The 22664-nt window shown below is 64.5% G+C and carries 22 protein-coding genes; 6 read left to right on the top strand and 16 right to left on the bottom strand.

Translation table 11 applies throughout. From position 1 onward, the window contains the following. Positions 1–20 precede the first annotated feature (20 nt). From tolB to H1D44_RS00505, 10 genes are all read right to left on the bottom strand, one after another. Positions 21–1310: a Tol-Pal system beta propeller repeat protein TolB gene (tolB, locus tag H1D44_RS00550; RefSeq protein ID WP_181512897.1), complete on the bottom strand. Its 1290-nt coding sequence runs from the start codon at positions 1308–1310 to the stop codon at positions 21–23. Beyond that, on the bottom strand, positions 1310–2455 hold the full coding sequence (tolA, locus tag H1D44_RS00545; protein ID WP_181512896.1) for a cell envelope integrity protein TolA: 1146 nt from the start codon (positions 2453–2455) through the stop codon (positions 1310–1312). Before tolA ends, tolB begins: the two co-directional genes overlap by 1 nt. A gap of 34 nt (positions 2456–2489) precedes the next feature. Continuing rightward, a complete protein-coding gene (gene tolR / locus H1D44_RS00540; protein WP_181512895.1) occupies positions 2490–2927 on the bottom strand; it encodes a protein TolR in 438 nt (145 codons plus the stop codon). A 12-nt stretch (positions 2928–2939) separates the two neighbouring features. After that, positions 2940–3629: a protein TolQ gene (tolQ, locus tag H1D44_RS00535; protein WP_238984337.1), complete on the bottom strand. Its 690-nt coding sequence runs from the start codon at positions 3627–3629 to the stop codon at positions 2940–2942. Between the two features lie 17 nt (positions 3630–3646). Further along, positions 3647–4048, bottom strand: coding sequence for a tol-pal system-associated acyl-CoA thioesterase (ybgC, locus tag H1D44_RS00530; protein WP_338073449.1), 402 nt, complete (start codon positions 4046–4048; stop codon positions 3647–3649). Next, a complete protein-coding gene (gene ruvB, locus H1D44_RS00525; protein ID WP_181512894.1) occupies positions 4045–5082 on the bottom strand; it encodes a Holliday junction branch migration DNA helicase RuvB in 1038 nt (345 codons plus the stop codon). Before ruvB ends, ybgC begins: the two co-directional genes overlap by 4 nt. 100 nt (positions 5083–5182) lie before the next feature. After that, entirely contained in the window at positions 5183–5797 is a 615-nt protein-coding gene (ruvA, locus tag H1D44_RS00520) for a Holliday junction branch migration protein RuvA (protein WP_181512893.1), read from the bottom strand. Positions 5798–5933: 136 nt separating this feature from the next. After that, the gene (gene ruvC / locus H1D44_RS00515) at positions 5934–6473 is read right to left on the bottom strand and encodes a crossover junction endodeoxyribonuclease RuvC (RefSeq protein WP_181512892.1); all 540 of its coding nucleotides are present in this window, start codon (positions 6471–6473) and stop codon (positions 5934–5936) included. 119 nt (positions 6474–6592) lie between these two features. Beyond that, a complete protein-coding gene (gene aspS / locus H1D44_RS00510) occupies positions 6593–8371 on the bottom strand; it encodes an aspartate--tRNA ligase (RefSeq protein WP_181512891.1) in 1779 nt (592 codons plus the stop codon). A 46-nt stretch (positions 8372–8417) separates the two neighbouring features. Further along, positions 8418–8690 (bottom strand): FmdB family zinc ribbon protein, encoded by a 273-nt coding sequence (locus H1D44_RS00505; protein ID WP_010628624.1) that lies wholly within the window; start codon positions 8688–8690, stop codon positions 8418–8420. Between the two features lie 155 nt (positions 8691–8845). Between H1D44_RS00505 and H1D44_RS00500 the strand changes: the two genes are divergently transcribed. From H1D44_RS00500 to H1D44_RS00490, 3 genes are read left to right on the top strand one after another with little or no spacing between them, the layout of a single operon-like run. Further along, a complete protein-coding gene (locus H1D44_RS00500; protein ID WP_181512890.1) occupies positions 8846–9793 on the top strand; it encodes a D-2-hydroxyacid dehydrogenase in 948 nt (315 codons plus the stop codon). A 2-nt stretch (positions 9794–9795) separates the two neighbouring features. Then, positions 9796–10716, top strand: a complete 921-nt coding sequence (locus H1D44_RS00495) for a ribokinase (RefSeq protein ID WP_422671643.1) — start codon at positions 9796–9798, stop codon at positions 10714–10716. An 18-nt stretch (positions 10717–10734) separates the two neighbouring features. Then, positions 10735–11679 (top strand): nucleoside hydrolase, encoded by a 945-nt coding sequence (locus tag H1D44_RS00490; RefSeq protein WP_181512888.1) that lies wholly within the window; start codon positions 10735–10737, stop codon positions 11677–11679. A 6-nt stretch (positions 11680–11685) separates the two neighbouring features. Here the strand turns inward: H1D44_RS00490 and yccX are convergent, their stop codons facing one another. Further along, complete coding sequence (yccX, locus tag H1D44_RS00485) at positions 11686–11958, bottom strand: acylphosphatase (RefSeq protein ID WP_181512887.1); 273 nt, start codon at positions 11956–11958, stop codon at positions 11686–11688. 231 nt (positions 11959–12189) lie between these two features. On the opposite strand from yccX, the gene H1D44_RS00480 reads away from it, so the two are divergent. Next, positions 12190–13227 (top strand): Glu/Leu/Phe/Val family dehydrogenase, encoded by a 1038-nt coding sequence (locus H1D44_RS00480; protein WP_181512886.1) that lies wholly within the window; start codon positions 12190–12192, stop codon positions 13225–13227. A gap of 41 nt (positions 13228–13268) precedes the next feature. Here H1D44_RS00480 and H1D44_RS00475 read toward each other — a convergent pair whose 3' ends face one another. Then, positions 13269–14174 (bottom strand): YhjD/YihY/BrkB family envelope integrity protein, encoded by a 906-nt coding sequence (locus H1D44_RS00475; protein WP_181512885.1) that lies wholly within the window; start codon positions 14172–14174, stop codon positions 13269–13271. Between the two features lie 134 nt (positions 14175–14308). On the opposite strand from H1D44_RS00475, the gene H1D44_RS00470 reads away from it, so the two are divergent. Beyond that, complete coding sequence (locus H1D44_RS00470) at positions 14309–15385, top strand: bifunctional nicotinamide-nucleotide adenylyltransferase/Nudix hydroxylase (RefSeq protein WP_181512884.1); 1077 nt, start codon at positions 14309–14311, stop codon at positions 15383–15385. Here H1D44_RS00470 and H1D44_RS00465 read toward each other — a convergent pair. The 3 genes from H1D44_RS00465 to H1D44_RS00455 form a co-directional block, all read right to left on the bottom strand. Further along, positions 15382–16299 (bottom strand): LysR substrate-binding domain-containing protein, encoded by a 918-nt coding sequence (locus H1D44_RS00465; RefSeq protein WP_181512883.1) that lies wholly within the window; start codon positions 16297–16299, stop codon positions 15382–15384. The genes H1D44_RS00470 and H1D44_RS00465 overlap by 4 nt on opposite strands. 132 nt (positions 16300–16431) lie before the next feature. Then, positions 16432–17850 carry a cardiolipin synthase gene (cls, locus tag H1D44_RS00460; protein ID WP_181512882.1) on the bottom strand — a complete coding sequence of 473 codons (1419 nt, stop codon included), beginning with the start codon at positions 17848–17850 and terminating at the stop codon, positions 16432–16434. 123 nt (positions 17851–17973) lie between these two features. Further along, entirely contained in the window at positions 17974–19479 is a 1506-nt protein-coding gene (locus H1D44_RS00455) for a fumarate hydratase (RefSeq protein ID WP_181512881.1), read from the bottom strand. A gap of 259 nt (positions 19480–19738) precedes the next feature. On the opposite strand from H1D44_RS00455, the gene H1D44_RS00450 reads away from it, so the two are divergent. Then, entirely contained in the window at positions 19739–21526 is a 1788-nt protein-coding gene (locus H1D44_RS00450; RefSeq protein ID WP_181512880.1) for a thiamine pyrophosphate-requiring protein, read from the top strand. A gap of 123 nt (positions 21527–21649) precedes the next feature. On the opposite strand, the gene nei is transcribed toward H1D44_RS00450, so the two are convergent. Continuing rightward, positions 21650–22471 carry an endonuclease VIII gene (nei, locus tag H1D44_RS00445; RefSeq protein ID WP_181512879.1) on the bottom strand — a complete coding sequence of 274 codons (822 nt, stop codon included), beginning with the start codon at positions 22469–22471 and terminating at the stop codon, positions 21650–21652. Between the last annotated feature and the right edge of the window lie 193 nt (positions 22472–22664).

Raw genomic sequence — 22664 nt, 5'->3', positions numbered from 1 at the left:
GACTCGAATGACACGGACCACTAGTTCAAGAACGGTGACCATGCAGGCTCTCGCACGTCACCACTCGCCGAAGGCAGCCGGTAGGACGCCCGTCCATCGGCTGACACGGCCCCCAACACCCCATTATTACCTTGCTGAGTGGCGAAGATTACCATGGTCCCATTGGGCGCAACACTGGGAGATTCGTCCCAACGAGATTCGCTGAGCACGACGAGACGACCGGAGCCGAGATCCTGGCGCGCCACCTGGAAACCGTTGTTGCTGCGGTGGACCATGAACAGGGTCTCACCATCCGGCGACAGGCGTCCCCGTGCATTGTAATTGCCGGTAAACGTGAGCCGTTCGTTCTGGCCGCTGCCGAGGGTATGACGATAGATCTGCGGCCCACCGCTGCGATCCGAGGTGAAGATCAGGCTGCGACCATCCGGCGCCCAGGCAGGCTCGGTGTCGATGCTCGAGTTGTTGGTGATCCGCTCGAGGTTACGCGAGCTCACGTCCATGACATAGATATCGGGCTGGCCGTCCTTGGACAGGGTCATGGCCAGTCGGCGACCATCGGGCGACCATGCCGGCGCACCGTTGATGCCATCGAAGGAGGCTATCTGGGCTCGCTGCCCGGTCCCCACCTCCTGTACATAGATCGCGGGACGCTCGGTCTCGAAGGAGACGTAGGCCAGTTTGCGGCCATCCGGCGACCAGGCCGGTGACAGGATAGGCTCACGCGAGCTCAGGACCTGCTGGCTGTTGTGTCCGTCGGCATCGGCTACATAAAGGGCGAACTGCATGTCCTGATCGGTGCCCTGCGCCGTGACATAGGCGATGCGCGTCGAGAAGGCGCCACGGATGCCGGTGACGGCCTCGAAGATCTGATCACTGACGTAGTGCGCCCCGGCGCGAAGCTCGTTGCCGCCCGCGCTGACATTTTCCCCGAGCATCCGCCGCTGGCCACTGACATCCATCAGTTCATAGCGGATGCTATAGCCATCGGAGGCGCGACTCACATGTCCTACCACCAGATAGCGCACATCGAGCGCACGCCACTGACCGTAGCGCACTTCATCGCCGGATGAAGGCCGGTCGTACATGGCATCCCGCGGCAGCGGTGCAAAGTAGCCACTGCGCTCCAGGTTGTCGCTGATGATTTGCGCAACATCCTCGGGAAGGCTTTCACCGTCAGCGGAGAATGGCACGACGGCAATGGGGGTGGCCCGGTCACTGCCGCGGGTGATTTCGATGGTGAGGTCGGCCTGGGCAAGCGAGCTGGCCAATAGCAGCAAGACGCCCAGCCAGGTGGTCATGATGACTTTCATCAGCGTACATCTCCCGGTGTGAAACGCAGATTGAACTGGCGGAAATCACGTTGTGCCGCCGCTGGCAATTGGCGCAGCTCGCCAAACGGCGCGGCGGCTTCCACAGCCTGTAGCGCGGAACGGTCGAAGCTATTGTCTCCGCTACTCTGGGTAATGGTAGCGCCAAACAGCTCCCCCGAGGGGCCCAACTGCACCTGGACCGTGGCAGCGAGGCCTCCACTTGCGCCGGGGGGTAGCACCCAGGCCTGCTCGACCGCACGGCGGACCAGGTTGATGAAGCTGTTGGCCGCTTCCTGGGCCTGACGGGCGTTGGCCACGGCATCCGATTCGCCTTCGATGGCACGGTCGAGGCCGTCGGCCGCCGCTTCGGCAGCACGACGTGCCTCTTCCTCGCGGCGGCGCTGCTCCTCGGCATCACGCTGACGCTGGGCCTCTTCCTCCTCGCGGCGGCGCTGCTCCTCGGCCTCACGCTGACGCTGAGCCTCTTCCTCCTCGCGGCGGCGCTGCTCCTCGGCTTCCTGCTGACGCTGGGCCTCTTCCTCCTCGCGACGGCGCTGCTCCTCGGCTTCCTGCTGACGACGCGCCTCCTCTTCGGCACGCTGCTGGGCCTCGAGCTCACGCTGGCGTTCGGCCTCCGCCGCAGCTTCCTGCTGGCGCTGGCGCTCGGCTTCCTGCTCTTCACGCAGGCGAGCCTGGCGCTCGGCTTCCTCAGCGCGGCGCTGGGCTTCAGCCTCGGCTTCCTCTCTGGCCTCCTGCAAGCGGCGCGCTTCCTCTTCACGTGCCGCCTGTTCCTGTTCGGCCTGCTCCTGCTCGGCTTGGCGCTCGGCCTCTGCCCGGGCTTGCTCCTCGGCTTCGGCTTGCCGTGCCTCTTCTTCCTGGCGAGCCTCCTCCTCGGCCTGGCGCGCGGCGGCACGCGCACGTGCCTCTTCGGCCCGCTGAGCCTGGTCGGTCGTGGTCTCGGTACTCACCAGGGTCGCCTGTACGATGGAGTCGGACAAAGGCTCATCCGGCTGGCGCTGGGGCAAGGTCACCAGACTGAGCACCACGACCAGCACGTGCAGGCCAACTGCCAGCAGCGTGGGCAGGCCGTAGCCGACCGGCCCGCTGTCCCGGGGTGCTGAGCCCCGCTGTCGTCGGCGACCCAACAAGTCTCGTGCTTTTCTCAACAACACGGGGCTCCTAATCACGCGACGGCGGTTCGGATATCAATCCGACGTTAGCGACACCGGCCACCTGCAAGGTGCTCATCAGTGTCACAACCTCGCCGTATGGCACGTAGCGATCCCCTCTCACCATGACCGGCGTGCCAGGCTGGCGGTCGAGCAGGATCAGAACACGGTCGCCCAGCTCCTGGAGATCCACGGCCATCTCCTCACCGCCGACCGAAAGGTAATACCCGCCTTCGCGATCGACCGAAACGATGATGGGTTCGTTGTCCTCCTGAGAATCGATCGCCTCGGAGGTGACCTGAGGCAGTTCGACCTGCACCCCCTGGGTCAGCATCGGCGCGGTGATCATGAAGATGACCAGCAGTACCAGCATGACGTCGATGAAGGGAACGACATTGATCTCCCCCATCGGCTTGCGGCTACCACCGCGGTTGAACGGACCATTCATGTCGCGACTCCCTCAGGCGGCGCCGGCTTCGCTGCGGCCCTGCAGATTGCGATGCAGGATCGAGTGGAATTCCTCGGCGAAGTCTTCGTAGCGTCCCAACAGCCGGGAGGATTCTGACGACAGGCGGTTGTAGAAGATGACCGCGGGGATGGCGGCAAACAGCCCCATGGCGGTAGCAATCAGCGCCTCGGCAATCCACGGAGCCACGGTGGCAAGAGTGGCCTGCTGAGCCATGGAAAGCGATTGGAACGAGCCCATGATGCCCCACACGGTGCCGAACAGGCCGATGTAGGGACTGGCCGAGGCAACCGTCGCCAGGAAGACCAGATGCAGGCTCAGGCGCTCCTCCTCCCGTGACCAGGCCACGCGCATGCTGCGCTGGACCCCGTCCAGGATGGCATCGGCGCTCTTGGTCTTGGTCAGCAGGCGATTGAACTCACGAAAGCCGGCACGAAAGACATGCTCGGCCCCCTGGGTTTCCTGCTCGGAAGGTGTCTCGCGATACAGCTCGTTGAGATCCACACCTGACCAGAAGCGCTCCTCGAAAGCCTGGTGAGCGGCACGAGCCCGGCGCATCACGAAGGTGCGCTGGAAAATGACCACCCACGAGAGTATCGAGCCTATTACCAGGATCAGCATGACCAGCTGCACCACGGTGCTGGCACTCATGATCAGGTAGGGTATGGACATGGTGTCGTTCACGGGCATCCTCGCTGATCTTACAATTGACCGTTGATAACCGCGGCGAGCGCCGGCGGCCAGGGGGTAGGTTTGAGACGCGTTGCGTCCAGACAGGCGATGTCGACCATCGCCTCGCACAAGGGTTCCCCATCCCGTAGCACCATCTGGCGGAAACGCAGCCGACAGCGACCGCTCGATTCGACGGCTGCGGTAACCGAGAGTTCGTCATCGAGATGGGCGGGGCGGGCGTAGCGACACTCCAGCCGGTGAACCACCAGCTGAATGCCGGCCTCGAGCAGCTCGCGCTGGGTTACGCCTTGATGGCGCAACCAATCACTGCGGGCCCGCTCCATGTATTTCAGATAGTTGACGTAATAGACGATGCCGCCGGCATCGGTATCCTCGATGTAGACACGCAGCGGCAGGCAAAATTCACTCACTGACGCACCTCACCGCTGGCATCGAGGGCCTGTTCGTTCGGCACCAGACCGAAATGCTGCCACGCCTGGCGCGTGACGACTCGCCCCCGAGCGGTACGCATCATCAGCCCCTGCTGGATCAGGTAGGGCTCGATCACGTCCTCGATGGTGTCACGCTCTTCGCCGATCGCTGCTGCCAGGGAGTCGATGCCGACCGGCCCCCCATCGAACTTTTCTATCATTGCCAGCAGCAGGCGACGGTCCATATGGTCGAGACCATGATGGTCGACGTGCAGCATGTTCAACGCCTGGTCGGCGATCATGGCATCCACCTGCCCGTTACCACGCACCTGGGCGAAGTCACGCACCCGGCGCAGCAGGCGGTTGGCAATGCGGGGTGTGCCGCGTGACCGACGAGCCACCTCGCGAGCCCCCTCACGGTCGGACTCGACGGCGAGCAGCCTGGCCGAGCGTGCCACGATCTCGGTCAGCTCCTCGATGTCGTAGAACTCCAGGCGCTGGACGATACCGAAGCGATCGCGCAGCGGCGAAGTGAGCAGTCCGGCCCTGGTGGTCGCACCCACCAGGGTAAAGGGAGGCAGATCCAGCTTGATGGAACGCGCCGCCGGCCCTTCACCAATCACGATATCGAGCTGGAAGTCCTCCATGGCGGGATAGAGGATCTCCTCCACCACCGGCGACAGACGGTGGATCTCATCGATGAACAGCACGTCGCCGGGCTGCAGGTTGGTAAGCATGGCGGCGAGATCACCGGCGCGCTCGAGTACCGGACCCGAGGTGGACTTCAGCCCTACCCCCATCTCCGCGGCGATGATGTTGGCAAGCGTGGTCTTGCCCAGCCCCGGCGGGCCGAACACCAGGGTATGGTCGAGGCTCTCGTCGCGGCCACGCGCGGCGCTGATGAATATCTCCAGCTGCTCTCTCACGCGAGGCTGGCCGATGTATTCGGCCAGGCGCTTGGGACGGATCGCGTAGTCGACGCGGCTTTCACCCTCGCGCTCTTCGGCGGCGATCAAGCGGTCATCCTGCATCATGTCGAACACTCACGGCGCTCATAACAGTTCATGACAAGGTCCCTCGATCTCCGATCAGGTATCCAAGGGGCGAGTACCGGCTCGCTTGCCGATACATGCCCTAGCCGGCCATACGCTTGGTCAGTGCCGCCTTGATCAAGGCCTCGGTCGACAACTCTTCATCCAGGCCGGACAGCATCTTCGCGGCTTCGGTAGGCTTGTAGCCCAGGCTGACCAGCGCTGCCTCGGCATCGGCCAGCGGATCCTGGCGCTCCCGGCGAACGCCGCCTGCCATTGGGGTGACGGAAGCGTCCGCCGCACCTGGGTGCTCCCAGTGGGGAAAGCGATCTCGCATCTCGATGATCAGGCGCTCCGCGGTCTTCTTGCCCACCCCGGGAAGGCGGGTAAGCGACTTGACGTCGTCCTCCATCACGCAGCGGATGAAAGCCGCCTCGTCCATTCCCGAGAGGATCGCCAGGGCCAGCTTGGGGCCGACGCCATTGACACGGATCAGCGCGCGGAACAGCGCCCTTTCCTGTTCCCGAGCGAAGCCGAACAGCAGGTGGGCATCGTCGCGGACGATCAGGTGCGTATAGAGCGAAACGGGCTCTCCAATCCCGGGTAACGCCACCAGGGTGGTCATCGAAGCCTCGAGCTCATAGCCGACGCCGGCCACGTCGAGGACTAGCCAGGGCGGTTGTTTTTCCAGCAGGGTGCCACGCAGGCGTCCGATCATGAGACTTCACTTTGCCGATGCGAATACGTCCAAGGCTCAGGCCTTCCTGGCGCCACTATACTGGTCGCTCAAGCGGCTTACCAGCCCACGGTAAACGGTGTTCGAGAATTATTCCTGCACACCTGGCAGCCCCCTTTCAGGGTTTGAAATCCCGCCATGTCGCACCGCGCCGACGCGTACGGTGACCGCCGAAGCTGCCCTGCTGGATCAGCCCGCGCCGGGCATGGGCATGGGTCAGAGCGATCGCCAGCGCATCGGCGGCATCGGCCTGGGGAGAGCGATCGAGACCCAGGATCGCCACCACCATGTGCTGAACCTGCTCCTTGGTCGCCCCACCGCTGCCGGTCACCGCCTGCTTGATCTGGCGTGGCCCATACTCGTTGACCGGCAGGCCGTGATTGGCGGCGCATACGATCGCCGCTCCGCGCGCCTGACCCAGTTTGAGTGCCGAGTCGGGGTTCCTGGCCATGAACACCTGCTCGATCGCCAGCTCGCCGGGGCGATGCTGCGCGATCAATTCAGCGATACCTGCATAGATGCGCGCCAGGCGCTGCGGCAAGACGGCGTCCTGCAAGCGAATACAGCCGCTGGCCACATAGCGCGGCTTGGGCGTGGCAACGTCGATGACGCCGTAGCCGGTGATACGCGAGCCCGGGTCGATACCGAGAATCAGCAAGGCGTGTCCCCATTCGAGGGAGTCGAGAGCAGGACCTCAAGCTCCATTGGATACCCGTGTCGTAAAACCGGCGCCTCCTGGGCGCCGGTTACTGTATACCGCATCGAAAGGACAGGGCGTTACTCCTGGCCTTCCACCTTGGCCTTCTGGCGCAGGCGAATGTTGAGTTCGCGAAGCTGATCGACGCTCACCTCGCCGGGTGCATCGGTCATCGGGCAGGACGCACTCTGGGTCTTGGGGAAAGCGATCACTTCACGAATGGTCCGCGCACCGGCCATCAGCATGACCAGGCGGTCAAGACCGAAGGCCAGTCCACCATGGGGCGGCGCACCGTAGTGAAGCGCGTCGAGCAGGAAGCCGAACTTCTCACGAGCCTCCTCCTCGCCAATACCGAGGATCTCGAACACCGTGCTCTGCATCTGCTGGTCGTGAATACGGATCGAGCCGCCACCCAGCTCGGTGCCGTTGAGCACCATGTCGTAGGCACGGGAGAGCGCGGAGGCCGGATTGGCCTTGAGCTCCTCGGGGCTGCACGAAGGTGAAGTGAACGGATGGTGCAACGGAGTCAGGCGACCATTGTCCTCGGCTTCGAACATGGGGAAGTCGACCACCCACAGCGGCGCCCAGTCGTGGGTATAGAGGTTGAGGTCTTCGCCCAGCTTGACTCGCAGCGCGCCCAGCGCCTCGTTGACCACGCTGGCCTTGTCGGCGCCGAACAACACGATGTCGCCGTCCTCGGCGCCGACGCGATCGAGCAGTTCCTCGATCACGTTCTCCATGAACTTGACGATCGGCGACTGCAGCCCCTCGATACCCTTGGCACGCTCGTTGACCTTGATCCAGGCCAGGCCCTTGGCGCCGTATATGCCGACGAACTTGGTGTAGTCGTCGATCACCTTGCGCGACATGCTGGCTCCGCCGGGAACCTTGAGCGCAGCCACGCGACCGTCGTCGGCGTTGGCCGGGCCGGAGAAGACCTGGAAGTCGACCTGCTTCATCAAATCGTCGACGTCGACCAGCATCAGCGGAATGCGCAGATCAGGCTTGTCGGAGCCGTAGCGGTCCATGGCGTCGGTCCAGGTCATGCGCGGGAACTCGGGCAGCTCCACGTCGAGCACGTCCTGGAACAGCGCGCGGATCATGGACTCGGTGATGCCCATGATATCGTCCTCCTCGACAAAGGAGGCCTCGATATCGATCTGGGTAAATTCCGGCTGGCGATCGGCGCGCAGGTCCTCATCGCGGAAACACTTGGCGATCTGATAGTAGCGGTCGAAGCCGGACACCATCAGCAGCTGCTTGAACAGCTGGGGTGACTGCGGCAGGGCAAAGAAGCTGCCCGGATGGGTGCGGCTCGGCACCAGATAGTCCCGCGCCCCTTCCGGCGTGGCACGGGTCAGGATCGGTGTCTCGATGTCGAGGAAGCCCTGCCCCTCGAGAAAGGCGCGCACATGGTGCGAAATGCGCGAGCGCAGGCGCAGCTTCTCGATCATCTCCGGGCGACGCAGGTCGACGTAGCGGTACTTGAGACGCACCTCTTCGCCCACCTTGCCATGCTCGTCGAGCTGGAACGGCGGCGTGGCCGCCGTGTTCAGCACCTCGACCTCCTTGGCCAGCACCTCGACCATGCCGGTGGGCATCTTGGGGTTCTGGGTGCCTTCGGGACGCAGACGCACGCGGCCGGAGATCCGCAGCACGAATTCGCTGCGAGCACGGTCGGCAGTGGCGAAGGCCTCGGCGGTGTCGGGATCGACCACGACCTGGGCGATGCCGTCGCGATCGCGCATGTCGAGGAAGATCACGCCCCCGTGGTCACGGCGACGGTGAACCCAGCCGCACAGGGTGACCGTCTGGTCCACCAGGGTCTCGTTGAGCTGGCCGCAATAATGGCTGCGCATGTCGTATCCTGTTTCGTAACGTTATCGATTGAAGGGTCGGTCGCGGTCAGGCCGCAGCGCCGTCCTTGGCCGGCGCCTTGCTTTCTTTGCTCTCTCCACCGCCGCCAGCTGAGTCGCCGGCCAGGTTCTTCTTGCTGCCGGACTTGAAGTCGGTTTCGTACCAGCCGCCGCCGGCCAGACGGAAGCCCGCCGCGGAAACCAGGCGCGAGAGCGCCGGCGCTTCACAGGCAGGACAGTCGGTCAGAGGGGCGGCGCTGAGCTTCTGTAGCTTCTCCAGACGATGGCCGCAGGCCTTGCACTGATATTCATAGATGGGCATGGTTCAATTCACTCCTGATTCGACAGCGCGCAACCAACGGCGATATAGGGTCGAGCGGTGCACTTTCCAAGCCTGCCGTGAAAGCCCGATAGTATAACGTGCCTGGCAGGGCCTGTCCCGGCCTTGCCAAGGCAGACCAACACAAGGAAACCAGCATGAAAGCCGTGATACTCGATGCTGCCAGCCTCGGCCCGGACGTCGACCTCTCTCCTGTCAGGGAGCAAGTGGGAAGCCTGGAGGTTCACCAGGCCAGCACCACGGAGCAGAGCCGCGAGCGCCTGGCCGGCGCCGACATCGCCATCGTCAACAAGGTCGTGCTCGATGCCGCCACCCTCGAGGCACTGCCCGGGCTCAAGCTGATCTGCGTGCTGGCCACCGGCACCAACAACATCGACATGGCCGCCGCCGAGCGCCAGGGCATCCCGGTGCGCAACGTCACGGCCTACGGCACCGCCAGCGTGGCCCAGCATACGCTGATGCTGATACTCACCCTGGCCAACCGCCTGCCGCTCTACCAGCGCGACGTTGCCGGCGGACGCTGGAACCAGAGCCCCTTCTTCTGCCTGATGGATCACGGCACCCTGCAGCTCGAAGACAAGCATCTGGTCATTGTCGGACAAGGTGAGCTGGGCAGCCGCGTCGCCGCCCTTGCCGAAGCCTTCGGCATGCGCGTCAGCTTTGCCGCCCGCCCTGGCAACGAGGCCAACGACCCACGCCCGGGAATCGCCGAACTCGCCCCCGAGGCCGACGTCATCAGCCTGCACTGCCCACTGACCGAGGCCACTCGCCACCTGATCGACACCGAGCGGCTTGCCAGCCTCAAGCCAGGCGCCCTGCTGGTGAACTGCGCCCGCGGCGGCATCATCGATGAAGAAGCGGCGCTGCTCGCGCTGCGCGAAGGGCACCTCGGCGGCCTGGGCGTCGACGTGCTGCCAGCGGAGCCCCCGCGTGACAGCCATTCGCTGCTCGATGCCCTGCACGAGCCGCTCAACCTCATCGTCACGCCCCACAACGCCTGGATCACCCCCGAGGCGCGCCAACGCATCGTGGCGCTTACCGGCGAGAACCTGCGTAGCTGGAAGGCACAACACGGCGGAGCATGACCATGCTGCACAGCCCCACGCTTCACAACCTGGGCTCGATCAACCTGGACCATTTCTATCGTGTTCCCCATCTGGTGCATCCCGGGGAAACGCTGGCCAGCCGTAGCTATCATGTCGGGCTGGGCGGCAAGGGGGCCAACCAGTCGCTGGCCATGGCCTTGGCCGGCGGCCAGGTATGCCACTGGGGCAGGCTCGGTCGCCAGGACGCCTGGGCCAGGGACCGCTTGGCGCGAGCCGGCGTCGACGTCAGCCATGTCGAACTGGTCGACGAAGCCAGTGGCCACGCCATCATCCAGGTCGACGACCAGGGCGAAAACGCCATCATCCTTCATCCAGGTGCCAACCACGGTTTCAGCCGCCGGGATCGCGATGACCTGTGCGAAGCCGCCCAGCCCGGAGACTGGCTGCTGGTGCAGAACGAGTGCAACGGCCTGGCGGAACTTCTCGAGTGCGCACGGCACAAGGGGCTGGCAGTCGCCTTCAACCCAGCCCCGATGAGCGAAACGGTACTGGAAATGCCGCTGCAAGCCTGCCGGCTGCTGTTCGTCAACCGCGGCGAGGCGGCGTGGCTGGCCGGCCTGCCGGAAACGAGCGATGCCGAAATCTTGCTCGAAGGCCTGAACAAGAAGCTGCCCCAGACGGCCACGGTACTGACCCTGGGCAGCGAAGGTGCCTGGTACCAGCGAGACAGCGACCGGCAGTTCCAGCGCGCCCTGCCGGTGAAGGCGGTGGACACCACCGGCGCCGGCGACACCTTCATCGGCTACTTCATGGCGGCGTTGCAGGAGAAGCGAGAGATTGGCGACTGCCTGGCGCTTGCAGCCCATGCCGCGGCGCTTGGCGTTCAGCGACCCGGCGCCGCCGACAGCATCCCGTCGCGCGACGAAGTCACGCGACAGATGGACCAACAGACGAACGACTGACACCTACAAGGAGGCAACGTGTCGCATCCGATCATCTTCGATACCGACCCTGGCGTCGACGACGCCCAGGCCATCGCCATCGCCCTGCGCCACCCCGAGATCGAACTGCTTGGCCTGACCACCACCTACGGCAACGTCGACGTGGAGACCGCAACACACAACGCCTTGCTGCTGAGTGAGCTGGCGGGTCGCGACGACGTTCCCGTCGCCCAGGGGGCCGCGGGGCCCATGGTCAAGCCGCGCCACCCTGCCCCGGCCCATATTCATGGCGCCAATGGCCTGGGCAACATCGAACTACCTGAGGTGAAGGGAAAGAAGGACTCACGCAGCGCCGCGCAGTTCATCGTCGATACGGTCAATGCTCGCCCCGGTGAAGTCACCCTGGTCGCTGTCGGGCCGGTAGGCAACCTGGCCGCCGCGCTGCAGTTGGCTCCTGCCCTGACCGAGAAGGTCAAGCGCGTTGTCATCATGGGCGGCTCGATCCGCGAGGGTGGCAACGTCACCCCGGTGGCCGAAGCCAACATGTTCAATGATCCGCACGCCGCCCAGCGCGCACTCACCGCCGGTTGGCCGCTCACGCTGGTGGGCCTCGACGTGACTCACCGCTGCGTGCTGACCCAGGAGCACATGGCGCGCATCGAGGCGGGCCAGGGCGAACTGGGCAAGGTATTGTCCGGCAGTTACGCCTTCTATCGCGATTTCTATCGCGAATTCCTCGGCATCGACGGCTGCTGCCCCCACGACAGCTGCGCACTCGCCTGGCTGCTGCGCCCGGAGCTGTTTACCACCGCTCCCGGTCATCTGTCGGTAGTCACCGACGGCATGGCCGAAGGCCAGACGATCTTCGCCCCCGAGGGCCGCGGCTTCATTCAGGAGCGCTGGTCGCAAACGCCTCTTGCGGAAGCGTGCCTCGAAGTGGACGGTGAAGCCGTCGTGGAGTGGATTGCCGAGACGCTTGGCTGAACGGACTCACAGGCAAACGAAGTTGTCCGGGTCATGATGCTCGATCGCTTCCAGCTCGACATGCGTGACCCGGGCATTGGGCGGACCTTGCCATAGCCAGCTCGCTACCTGATTCACCGCTTCGGCCTCGCCACACAGCATCACCTCCACCTGACCGTCGGGCAGGTTCTTGGCGTAGCCGGTCAAGCCATGCTGCAGGGCCTGCTCCTGAACCGCACGCCGATACCAAACGCCCTGTACCTTGCCCGCTACCTTGGCCTTCACGCAGCGCTTCGTCATCCTTCCCTCCTCATTTCCTGGCGCCGTTCCCGGCCAGCCCGCCTGGCGCCCCGTCAACATGCTGAAATCAACGCTGAAAGCGCTCGAACGGGCTACCGACCGGCGACGAAATTATTCTAATCTTGATAACAGGGATGCGGTATGGCCACAAGCCACGACCGCCCCGTGGAGCACGGAGCACCCTCCTCGCTCCCAGCCAACAACAACGCATCCTCACGAGGGAGACAACCCATGCGTATCTTTGAGCACCCCGAGTTCGACCATCACCAGCAGGTCGTCTTCGGCTCCGACGAAGCCAGCGGCCTGCGTGCCATCGTCGCCATCCACGACACTCGCCGCGGCCCCGCCCTGGGCGGCCTGCGCATCTACCCCTACACCAGCGAAGCGGACGCCTTGACCGACGTGCTGCGCCTGTCGCGCGGCATGACCTACAAGTCGGCCCTGGCTGACCTGCCTCTCGGTGGCGGCAAGGCCGTGATCATTGCCGACCCGCGCCGCGACAAGACGAAGGCGATGCTGCGCGCCATGGGCCGTCTGGTCGAGTCGCTTGGCGGTCGCTATATCACTGCCGAGGACTCCGGCAGCGGTGAAGAGGACATGCGACTCATCCGCCAGGAAACCCGCCATGTCAGCGGTCTGGGCCACGACGGCCTGTCAGGGGACCCCTCGCCCTTCACCGCGCACGGGGTGTTCTGTGCCCTGCAGAGCGCAGTACGCCATCGCCTGGGGCAGGAAGACCTGAAGGGAGTACGAGTTGCCATCCAGGGTGTCGGCCACGTAGGTGCCCATCTGGCCCGCGAGCTTCACGCTGCCGGTGCCAGGCTGGTGATCACCGACGTGGATCGTGACAGCCTGGGCATGCTGGTCGACGAACTGGGGGCGGATAGTGTCGCGCCGGACGCCATCTTTGGCGCCGAGGTGGATGTCTTTGCCCCTTGCGCGCTGGGAGCTGTATTGACCGAAGACGTGGCTCGCCAGCTCAAGGCAAAGGTGGTTTGCGGTGCTGCCAACAACCAGCTGTCCACCCCCGGCGTTGCCAATAGCCTTCACGCCCGGGATATTCTCTACGCCCCCGACTACGTCGCCAACGCTGGCGGCGTCATCGAAGTCGAAGCCCAGCGACACGCACACTACGACCGTAATGCGGTCATGCGCCATGTCGAGCGGATCGCCGCCACCGCCGACGAGATCTTCGCTCGCGCGAAGGCCGAGGACAGGAGCCCGGCAGGGGTAGCTGACCAACTGGCCCGGGAGCGTCTGCGAGGCTGAGGCCCTGGCCGGGCGGCGCCTCCGCCCGGCCACGCCATGACTCAGTCCATGACCAGTTCACGCTTGACGACGACTGCGCTGTTGCGCGGCACTATCTCGCGCCCCTGGCCGATCAGATAGCTGCGGGTAAAGGCAGCGCCGAACAGCAGGATCAGTGAGCTGTAGTAGACCCACAGCAGGATCATCACCACCGAACCGGCGGCGCCATAGGTCGAGGCCGTCGCGGTATACGCCAGGTAGGAGGCAATGGCGCTGCGACCGATGGCAAACAGCAGTGCCGTGACAACCGCCCCCAGCAACACGTCCCGCCAGCCCAGTACCACATCGGGAAGCACCTTGAAGATGGTGGCGAACAAGGCCGTGACCACGGCCAAGGAGATAAGGAATTCCGCCCCCGCCGTCAGCGTCCCAACCAGCGGCATGGCGCCTTCAACGGCCTGCAACATGGCGCGAAGCATGATCCCAACGAGCAGGGAAACCAACAGGATGAAGCCGATCGCCAGCACCACGGCAAGCGACAGCAGGCGCTGCTTGAGGAACAGCAGGAAGCTGTTGCGACTGGGCTTGGCGGTGACGCCCCAGAGGGTGTTGAGCGAGAACTGCATCTGGGCGAAGACGGTGGTGGCCCCTACCAGCAGGCCGCCGAAGCCGAGCAGTGTCGGCATGATGCCCGACTCCTCGATACGCGACGCTGCTACCGCCTGCTCCACCGCCCGCGCCGCGTCCTCCCCCAGGGTGCCCTGCAACTGGGCCACGATCTGCCCCTGGGCCGCATCCTCGCCGAATACCACGCCGATCACGGCGACTGCGATGATCACCGTGGGAGCTAGCGAGAAGAGCGTGTAGAACGCCAGCGAACCGGCATAGCTGAAGGCATTGCGCTCCAGCCAAAGGGAGATGGCTTGCTGTACGGTATTCCACCAGAACCGGATCGAGAACCTGTGCACGACACCTCCTTGTTGGTTGGCTTGCCCCGCTCAGGATACGCAATCGGCGCCGGCTTGTCGGCCAGGAGGCGCATTGCAGCCCCTTCCCCCCATGCCCATAATGGCTGCCTCAGCCACCAGCCAAGGAAGCGCCGATGAGCGATACCGACCACGAGTTCGACTGCCTCGTCTTCATCGGACGTTTCCAGCCCCCGCACCTGGGCCACCTGGCGGTGATCAACGAGGCCCTGCGCCATGCGCGCCAGGTGATCGTACTAGTGGGCTCGGCGTGGCAAGCACGCTCGCTGCGCAACCCCTGGCGCTTCGATGAGCGCCAGGAACTGCTGCGCAGCTGCTTCGACGACGAGGAAAACGCGCGACTCGAGATCGTGCCGCTGCTGGATGCGCTCTATAACGACGACGTCTGGGTCCGCGACGTGCAGCGCAAGGTACGCGACATAGCCGGCCATCACCACGCCCGCCTGCCACGTATCGGCCTGATCGGGGCCAGCCGTGGCCAGTCGAGCTACTACCTCTCGCTGTTTCCCCAATGGGAATCGGTCAGCGTGCCCTTGGTCGAGGGTATCTCGGCCAGCCAGATTCGTGAGCGGCTGTTCCACTCCCCTTCTTCCACCGAAGACTACCTGAGCACCGGAGCGACTCACGACCTCCCGCCCGGGGTATGTCATGCGCTGCAGGAATTTACCGGAAGCGATGCCCACCTCCAGCTGATGGAAGAGCAGAAGCTGCTGGAGCAGTACCGCCAGGCTTGGGCGAAGGCACCCTATCCGCCCATCTTCGTGACGGTGAACGCCGTAGTAGTGCAGTCTGGTCACGTGCTGCTGGTACGTCGAACCGCAGCTCCGGGCAAAGGCCTGCTGGCGCTTCCCGGCGGCTTCATCAACCCCCATGAACGACTGCTCGACGCCTGCCTGCGCGAACTGCGCGAGAGAGTCCGCCTCAAGGTGCCCGAGCCCGTGCTCAAGGGCTCCCTGCGAGGGCAGCGGCTGTTCGACGAACCCCACCGCAGCTGGCGCGGCCGCACCCTGGCCGAGGCCTTCTACTTTGCCCTGCGCCCCGACCAGCAGCTGCCCCAGCTCAAGCCGGTCAAGGGCGGCGATCACGCGCGCTGGGTACCACTGGCCGAGCTCGAACCCGACAGCCTGTTCGAGGACCACTTCTTCATCATCCAGAATTTTCTCGGCCTGCCGGCCGATTTCGGCGGGATCTAAGCCTGCAAAAAGTCGCGTGGAAGCTTCATCATCTGCCTCCACAGCTTCTCGACGCCCGGCTTGTGCACCAGCGAACAGCGGTAGAGGCGGATTTCCAGCGGCACGTCATACTTCTCACTGCCGGCTCGTACCAGCCTGCCGCTCTTGAGCTCTTCGCGCACGCAGAAGTCGGGGATCCAGGCCAGCCCCACGCCCTGCAGCACCATGCCCTTGAGTCCCTCCGCCATGGCCGTTTCGTAGACCGTGCGCAGGCGCAGGCGCAGTGGGTCGTTTTTTAGCAGCATGCGCACGCTGCGCCCGAGGAAGGCCCCCTGGGTGTAGGCCAGGTAGGGAATGGGATCGGTGCTTTCCAAGCTGAACATGGGCTTGCCCCGAGCATCAGGCAAGCTGACGGGAAGCATCTTGACCTGGCCGATGGAGAACGAGGGAAAGACCTCCGCATCGAGCTGCATCGTCGCGTAAGGATCGTGATAGGCCAGCATCAGGTCGCAGTTGCCCTCGCGCAGCACGTGGATCGCCTCACCCACGTTCATTGCCACGAGGCGCGTAGGCAGTTCGCCCAACCCTTCCTGCAGGCGCGAGATCCATTCGGGGTAAAAGCTCAACGCCAGCGAATGGGCCGCCACGATGTCCAGCGCCTCCCTGGCCATGGAGACGCCACGCAGGTGTCCGAGACACTCATTGAGCTGCTCCACCAGATTGCGTGCCGTGACCAGGAACAGCTGCCCCTCTGGGGTCAGGTTGATCGGGGTGGTCGAACGGTCTACGAGAGTCACCCCCACCGCCTGCTCCAGGGCGCGAATTCGGCGACTGAAAGCCGGCTGGGTGACATGTCGCTGCCGGGCGGAGGCAGAGAAGCTACGAGTATTGGCCAGTGCCACGAAGTCTTCCAGCCACTTGGTCTCGAGGTTCACCGCATCTCCCGCTCACAGCAATTGGAAAAAGAAGCGACGCAGCGTACGGAGTCGTACGCGAAGGGTGGCAAATATGCGCGCTAAGGCGTTGACTAATGTACCTTACAACCCTTGCAAACCCAAGCGACCTTTCTACTGGATTGGCGCGGTCAGATAGGCAGCTCGAGATACCAGCTTGCTCCACAGCGGGCGACGCTCCAGCTCGTCATAACTGACGCGCCGACAGTCGGCAAAATCACGCTCCAGCATCAAGCGAACCTCCGCGGCGAACCGACGATCGGGAATGAAGGCGGTGATCTCGAAGTTGAGACGGAAGGAGCGATTGTCCAGGTTCACCGTGCCCACCGCTGCGGTCGTATCGTCGATCAGGATGACCTTCTGGTGCAGGAAGCCGGGCTGATAGCGATACACCTTGACCCCCGCCCGCACCATGTCGGGCAGGAACGAGAACGCCGAGAGATAGATCAGCAGGTGATCGGGATGCTCCGGAATCATGATGCGAACATCGACCCCGCGCATCGAGGCCAGGCGCAAGGCGTCCTGAACCCCCTGATCGGGAACGAAGTAAGGGCTGGTTACCCAAAGTCGGTCATGGGCGCTGTGGATGGCGTGTTGCACCAGCAGGCTGGCCGTTTCCTGGCGATCGGCGGGCCCAGAGGGCACGATCACCACGTTATGGCACTCTGCGCAGGTCACCAGCGGCTCCCAGCAGAGATTAATCACCTCCCCCGTCGCCCAGTGCCAGTCCTCCCAGAAGGCCTCCTGCAGCCCAAGCACGCTGGGGCCAGCAAGCTTGAGGTGAGTATCGCGCCATGGCCCGTGACGCGGGTGCTGCCCAAGGTACTCAACGCCGACGTTGAAGCCGCCCAGCCAACCCTGCGCGCCGTCAACCACCATGATCTTGCGGTGGTTGCGAAAGTTCAGTTGGAAGCGGTGCTTGAAACCGCGGGAAGAGCGAAACGCGCTGACCTCAACGCCTCCCTCGGTCAGTTCATGGAGGTAGCCTTCGGAAAGCTTGCGGCTGCCGACTTCGTCGTAGAGAAAGTAGACGCGGACACCGCGGTTGGCCGCTCGCAGCAGATGGTCCTTGAGCTTGTGGCCCAGGGCATCGTGACGAACGATGAAGAACTGGATGAGCACGTAGTCACAGGCCGCGTCGATGCCGGCGAACAGGCTATCGAACGTCGCCTTGCCATCGACCAGCAGCTCGGCCTGATTGCCGCTGGTGAGGGGCATCATGGCCAACTGCTCCACCGCGCGGATGTCGGGGTTCTGCGCCTTGACGACATGGGGCTCGAGACGCTCGCGATAGCGGGCCAGTATGCGCCGTAGCACGGTATCGCGTTCGCCACGTGCCGAGACATAGCCATAGAACCTGGGTCGACCAAAGATCCAGTACGCCGGTACGGCCAGATAGGGAATGGTGACCAGGGAGATGATCCAGGCCACGGCCCCCTGCGAGGTGCGGCTGGATAGCAGCGCCAGGACCGCTGAAAGAAAGCCCAGCAGGTGGATGAGGAAAATTGCCAGGCCGAACAGCCAGGATGCCATGATATCTCCCTGATACAGCAGCCAGCGGCAGCATACCGCAGACGGCAGCGGCCCCGCCAGTTGGCGGGGCCGCGTGCTCGACCCGATAGCGGGATGCACCAGACCGGACTGGCGCATCGGACATCATGCGCGCTCGGCGATGATCTCCTTCCACTTGGCGGGGCCGGTCTGGTGCACCGAGGTGCCCTGGCTATCGACCGCCACGGTGACCGGCATGTCCTCGACCTCGAACTCGTAGATCGCTTCCATGCCTAGGTCGGCGAAGCCCACCACGCGGGACTTCTTGATCGCCTGCGCGACAAGGTAGGCGGAGCCGCCCACGGCCATCAGATAGACCGCCTTGTTGTCGCGGATCGCCTCGATGGCGGCCGGGCCACGCTCGGCCTTGCCCACCATGCCCAGCAGACCGGTTTCTTCCAGCATGGTGCGGGTGAACTTGTCCATGCGTGTGGCGGTGGTAGGGCCGGCCGGGCCAACCACTTCGTCGCGCACCGGATCCACCGGGCCGACGTAGTAGATGAAGCGCCCTTTCATGTCGACCGGCAGCTCCTCACCCTTGGCGATCATGTCGACCATGCGCTTGTGCGCGGCGTCACGGCCGGTGAGCAGCTTGCCGTTGAGCAGCAGGGTATCGCCCGGCTGCCAGGTCTGTACTTCTTCCGCCGTGACCGTATCCAGGTTCACGCGCTTGACGTTGTCGCCGGCCTCACGGGTGATCTCCGGCCAGTCCTCGAGCCTGGGTACCGGCAGTGCCGCCGGACCGGAGCCGTCCAGGGTGAAATGGGCGTGGCGAGTCGCGGCACAGTTGGGAATGATCGCCACCGGCTTGTTGGCAGCGTGGGTCGGGTAGTCCTTGACCTTGATATCGAGCACCGTGGTCAGGCCACCCAGGCCCTGCGCGCCGATACCGCTCTTGTTGACCTTGTCGAACAGCTCGAGACGCAGCTCCTCGGCACGATTCGACGCACCGCGAGCCTGCAGTTCCTGGATATCGATGGGGTCGAGCAGCGCCTCCTTGGCGATCTCCATGGCCTTCTCGGCGGTACCGCCGATGCCGATACCGAGCATGCCGGGCGGACACCAGCCGGCGCCCATCTTGGGCAGCTGCTCGAGCACCCAGTCGACCACGTTATCGGAGGGGTTGAGCATGGCGAACTTCGACTTCGCTTCGCTGCCGCCCCCCTTCGCCGCCACATGCACCTCGACGGTGTTGCCGGGCACCAGCTTGTGGTGGATGATCGCGGGGGTGTTGTCACCGGTGTTCTTGCGGGCCCCGTCCGGGTCGGCCAGCACCGAGGCACGCAGCACGTTGTCGGGCAGCTGGTAGGCTCGACGCACGCCCTCGTTGATCATGTCGTCGAGGCTCATCTCGGCCTCCCAGCGCACGTTCATGCCGACATGCACGAACACGGTGACGATGCCGGTGTCCTGGCAGATCGGGCGGTGGCCCATGGCACACATCCGCGAATTGATCAGGATCTGGGCAATGGCATCCTTGGCCGCCGGATTCTCTTCCCGCTCGTAGGCCGCAGCCATGGCATCGATGAAATCCTTCGGATGATAGTAGGAGATGTACTGCAGGGCGTCGGCGACGCTCTGGATCAGATCGTCCTGGCGAATCACGGTCATGTGCAAGGAGCTCCTCGGCAATGTCGGCATGCCCGCTTCTGGATTCGCAGGCGCGAAGCGGCGGGCTCGAACGGTGGCGAATTATACCGTATTGCACCTCGATGGGCACAGATGTGCCGACAAGGTAGTATTTGCTGTGTGTGAAGCAATAGATAACGGTATAAAAACTGGAGCATGAAATTTGTCCGTTGCCAGTAGCGGCTCTACGCTTGCCTGTAGCCCGACCATGGACCTCAGTGAAACGATCAAGGAGCCGATCATGCAACCCACCGTGTCCGATTTCCTCGTCTCCCGCCTGCGTGAATGGGGCGTGGAGCGGCTGTACGGCTACTCAGGCGATGGTATCAACGGCGTAATGTCCGCCCTGCGCCGTGCCGACGGCGCCCCCCGGCTGATCCAGCCCCGCCACGAGGAAGTGGCCGCCTTCATGGCCTGCGGCCATGCCAAGTTCAGTGACCAGGTCGGTGTCTGCGTCGCCACCTCCGGCCCCGGCGCAGTGCATCTGCTGAATGGTCTTTACGACGCACGCAAGGATCACATGCCCACCGTGGCCATCGTCGGACAGCAGGCGCGCATGAGCCTCGGCACCGACTACCAGCAGGAACTCGATCTGATGGCGCTGTTCAAGGATGTCGCCAGCGAGTACGTGCAGATGGTCACCGAGCCGGCCCAAGCCCGCCATGTCATCGACCAGGCCATGCGCATCGCCATTGCCCGCCGTACCGTGACCTGCGTGATCCTGCCCAACGACGTTCAGGACCTGCCCATGGAGGATCCGCCCATGGAGCATGGCGCGGTTTTCTCAGGCGTCGGTTACCGCTTTCCGGCACAGCTGCCAGAGCCCGCCGACCTGGACGCTGCAGCCGAGATCCTGAAATCGGGCAAGAAAGTCGCCATTCTCGCCGGTGCCGGGGTCAAGCATGCGGTGGACGAACTGATCCGTGTGGCCGACCTGACCGGCGCCGGTATCGCCAAGGCAATACTGGCGAAGACCATGGTACCCGACGACCTGCCCGGCGTGACCGGCGCCATCGGCCTGCTCGGTACCGAAGCCAGCGACCGCATGATGAGGGAGTGCGACACCTTGCTGATGGTGGGCACGCGCTTCCCCTACGTAGAATTCCTGCCCGAGCCGGGCCAGGCCCGCGCCATCCAGATCGACGTGGTGCCGGAGGCTCTGGGCGTGCGCTACCCCACCGAGGTCAACCTGCACGGCGACGCCGGCGCCACCCTGGCAGCGCTGGCCGAGCGCCTCAAGCGCAAACGCAACAGCAAGTGGCGCAAGCAGGTACAGGGTTGGATCGACGACGGCTGGAAAAAGACCGAGGCGCGTGCCGCCACCGAGGCTGCCCCGATCAACCCACAGTTGGTGTTCCAGAGTCTCTCGCCGCGCCTCCCAGACGACGTCATGCTCACCTGTGACGTGGGCAGCGCCACCAACTGGTACGCACGCAACCTGAAGATCCGCCGCGGCATGCTGGGCTCCGTTTCCGGCGGGCTGGCATCGATGGGCAACGGCGTGCCCTACCTGATCGCGGCCAAGTTCTGCCACCCGAGTCGGCCCGCCATCGCCATGGTGGGCGACGGCGCCATGCAGATGCTGGGCAACAATGCCCTGATCACCCTGGCCAAGTACTGGCAGGAGTGGGAGGATCCCCGCTGCATCGTGCTGGTGCTCAACAACCATGACCTGAGCCAGGTGACCTGGGAGCAGCGGGTGATGGAGGGCGACCCCAAGTTCGACACCTCCCAGGACCTTCCCGAATTTCGCTACGACCAGTACGCCGAACTGCTCGGCTTCAAGGGCCTGGTCATGCGCGAGCCCGACGACATCGACCGGGTGTGGGACGAGGCCCTCGCCGCCAACCGTCCGGTGGTGGTCAACGCCTACACCGACAGCGATATCGCTCCCCTGCCCCCCCACATCGAGCTCGAGCAGGCCAAGAACTACCTCGCCTCGATGCTCAAGGGCGACTCCAGCGGCCTGCACAGCGCCAAGCTCTCCGCCAAGCAGATGGGGCGCTCGCTGTTCAGACGCAAGAAGTGACGCCCAGCTTCCGGATACGCCGATCCATACCGGTCATGCCTGCCTCACAGGCGGCATGACCGGGCCACGGTGCTAGCAATGATTTCAAATTTAGATAACGGTATAAATGCGGTGTGTACAGGATTACTCGGGCTGGCAGCTCGGGCAGCGATAGAGCCTTCGCGAGGACACCATCAGCCGCTCGATCGGCGTGCCGCAAGCGTGGCAGGGCCGCCCGTCGCGTTCGAATACGGCGAAGCGGCAGAGCCGCCGGCTCTCTCCCTGACGCTTGGCGGCGGCCGCCCAGTCGGCGCGGCTGGTCACGCCAGCCTGCTCATAGGCCTGGCGGGTCACGTCGAGGATGGTCTGCGCCAGCCCTTTCAATTGCTCGTCACTCAGGTCGACGACACGGACCGTGGGCGACAGCCCGGCGAAGAACAGGATCTCTGAGCGCAGGTAGTTGCCAATGCCGGCGAAAGGTGCCTGGTCGAGCAGCAGACCGCCCAACCGACGGCGCGCGAAGCGCGGCTCGGCGAGCCGCGCCATGGCCTGCTCCAGCGTAACCCCGTGGGTCAGCAGATCGGGGCCGAGGCGGGAGAGAAACGGATGATCTCCGAGCCTCTCGGCCGGCCACAGCGATACGTCTGAGGCACTGTAGAGGCTGGCCGAGCGCCCTTCCGCCGTCAGCCGCACGCGCAGCGAGCGCTCGGTATCGGGCTCGCGCTCGGCGTCGTGGAGTTTCCATACGCCGTAGAGCTGATTGTGACTGTAGAGCACGCGACCGTCGTCGAAGCGGGTCAGCAATGCCTTGCCCCAGCTGTCTACCGCCGTGACCTCTCGCCCTGTCAGCGAGTCGGCCTCGGCGGCCAGTTCGGGGAAGGCGAACCACACGGACTCCAGCCGCCTGCCGGCAAGCTGCTCGTGCAGGCGGTCGGCGGCACGGCGAATCTCAGGGCCTTCGGGCATCCCTTTTCCTTACGATCTCAGCGACGAATCCGGCGATCATGGCCCGCTCGGGCTGATCCGCGGACAGGCCTATGAGGAGGCGCTGTGAACCCATCCCTGGGCGCTACTTTTGCCATCCATGGCAAAAGACCTCCTCTTCGGCCTGCCCCCGGCGCCCCTCGCTCCGTAGCGAGCGCAGCAGTCAATCAACGAT

Source organism: Billgrantia kenyensis (assembly GCF_013697085.1).
Lineage (GTDB): Bacteria > Pseudomonadota > Gammaproteobacteria > Pseudomonadales > Halomonadaceae > Halomonas > Halomonas kenyensis.
The sequence above is the reverse complement of the archived record's forward strand: the minus strand, read 5'-3'. Positions and strand labels throughout refer to the sequence as shown.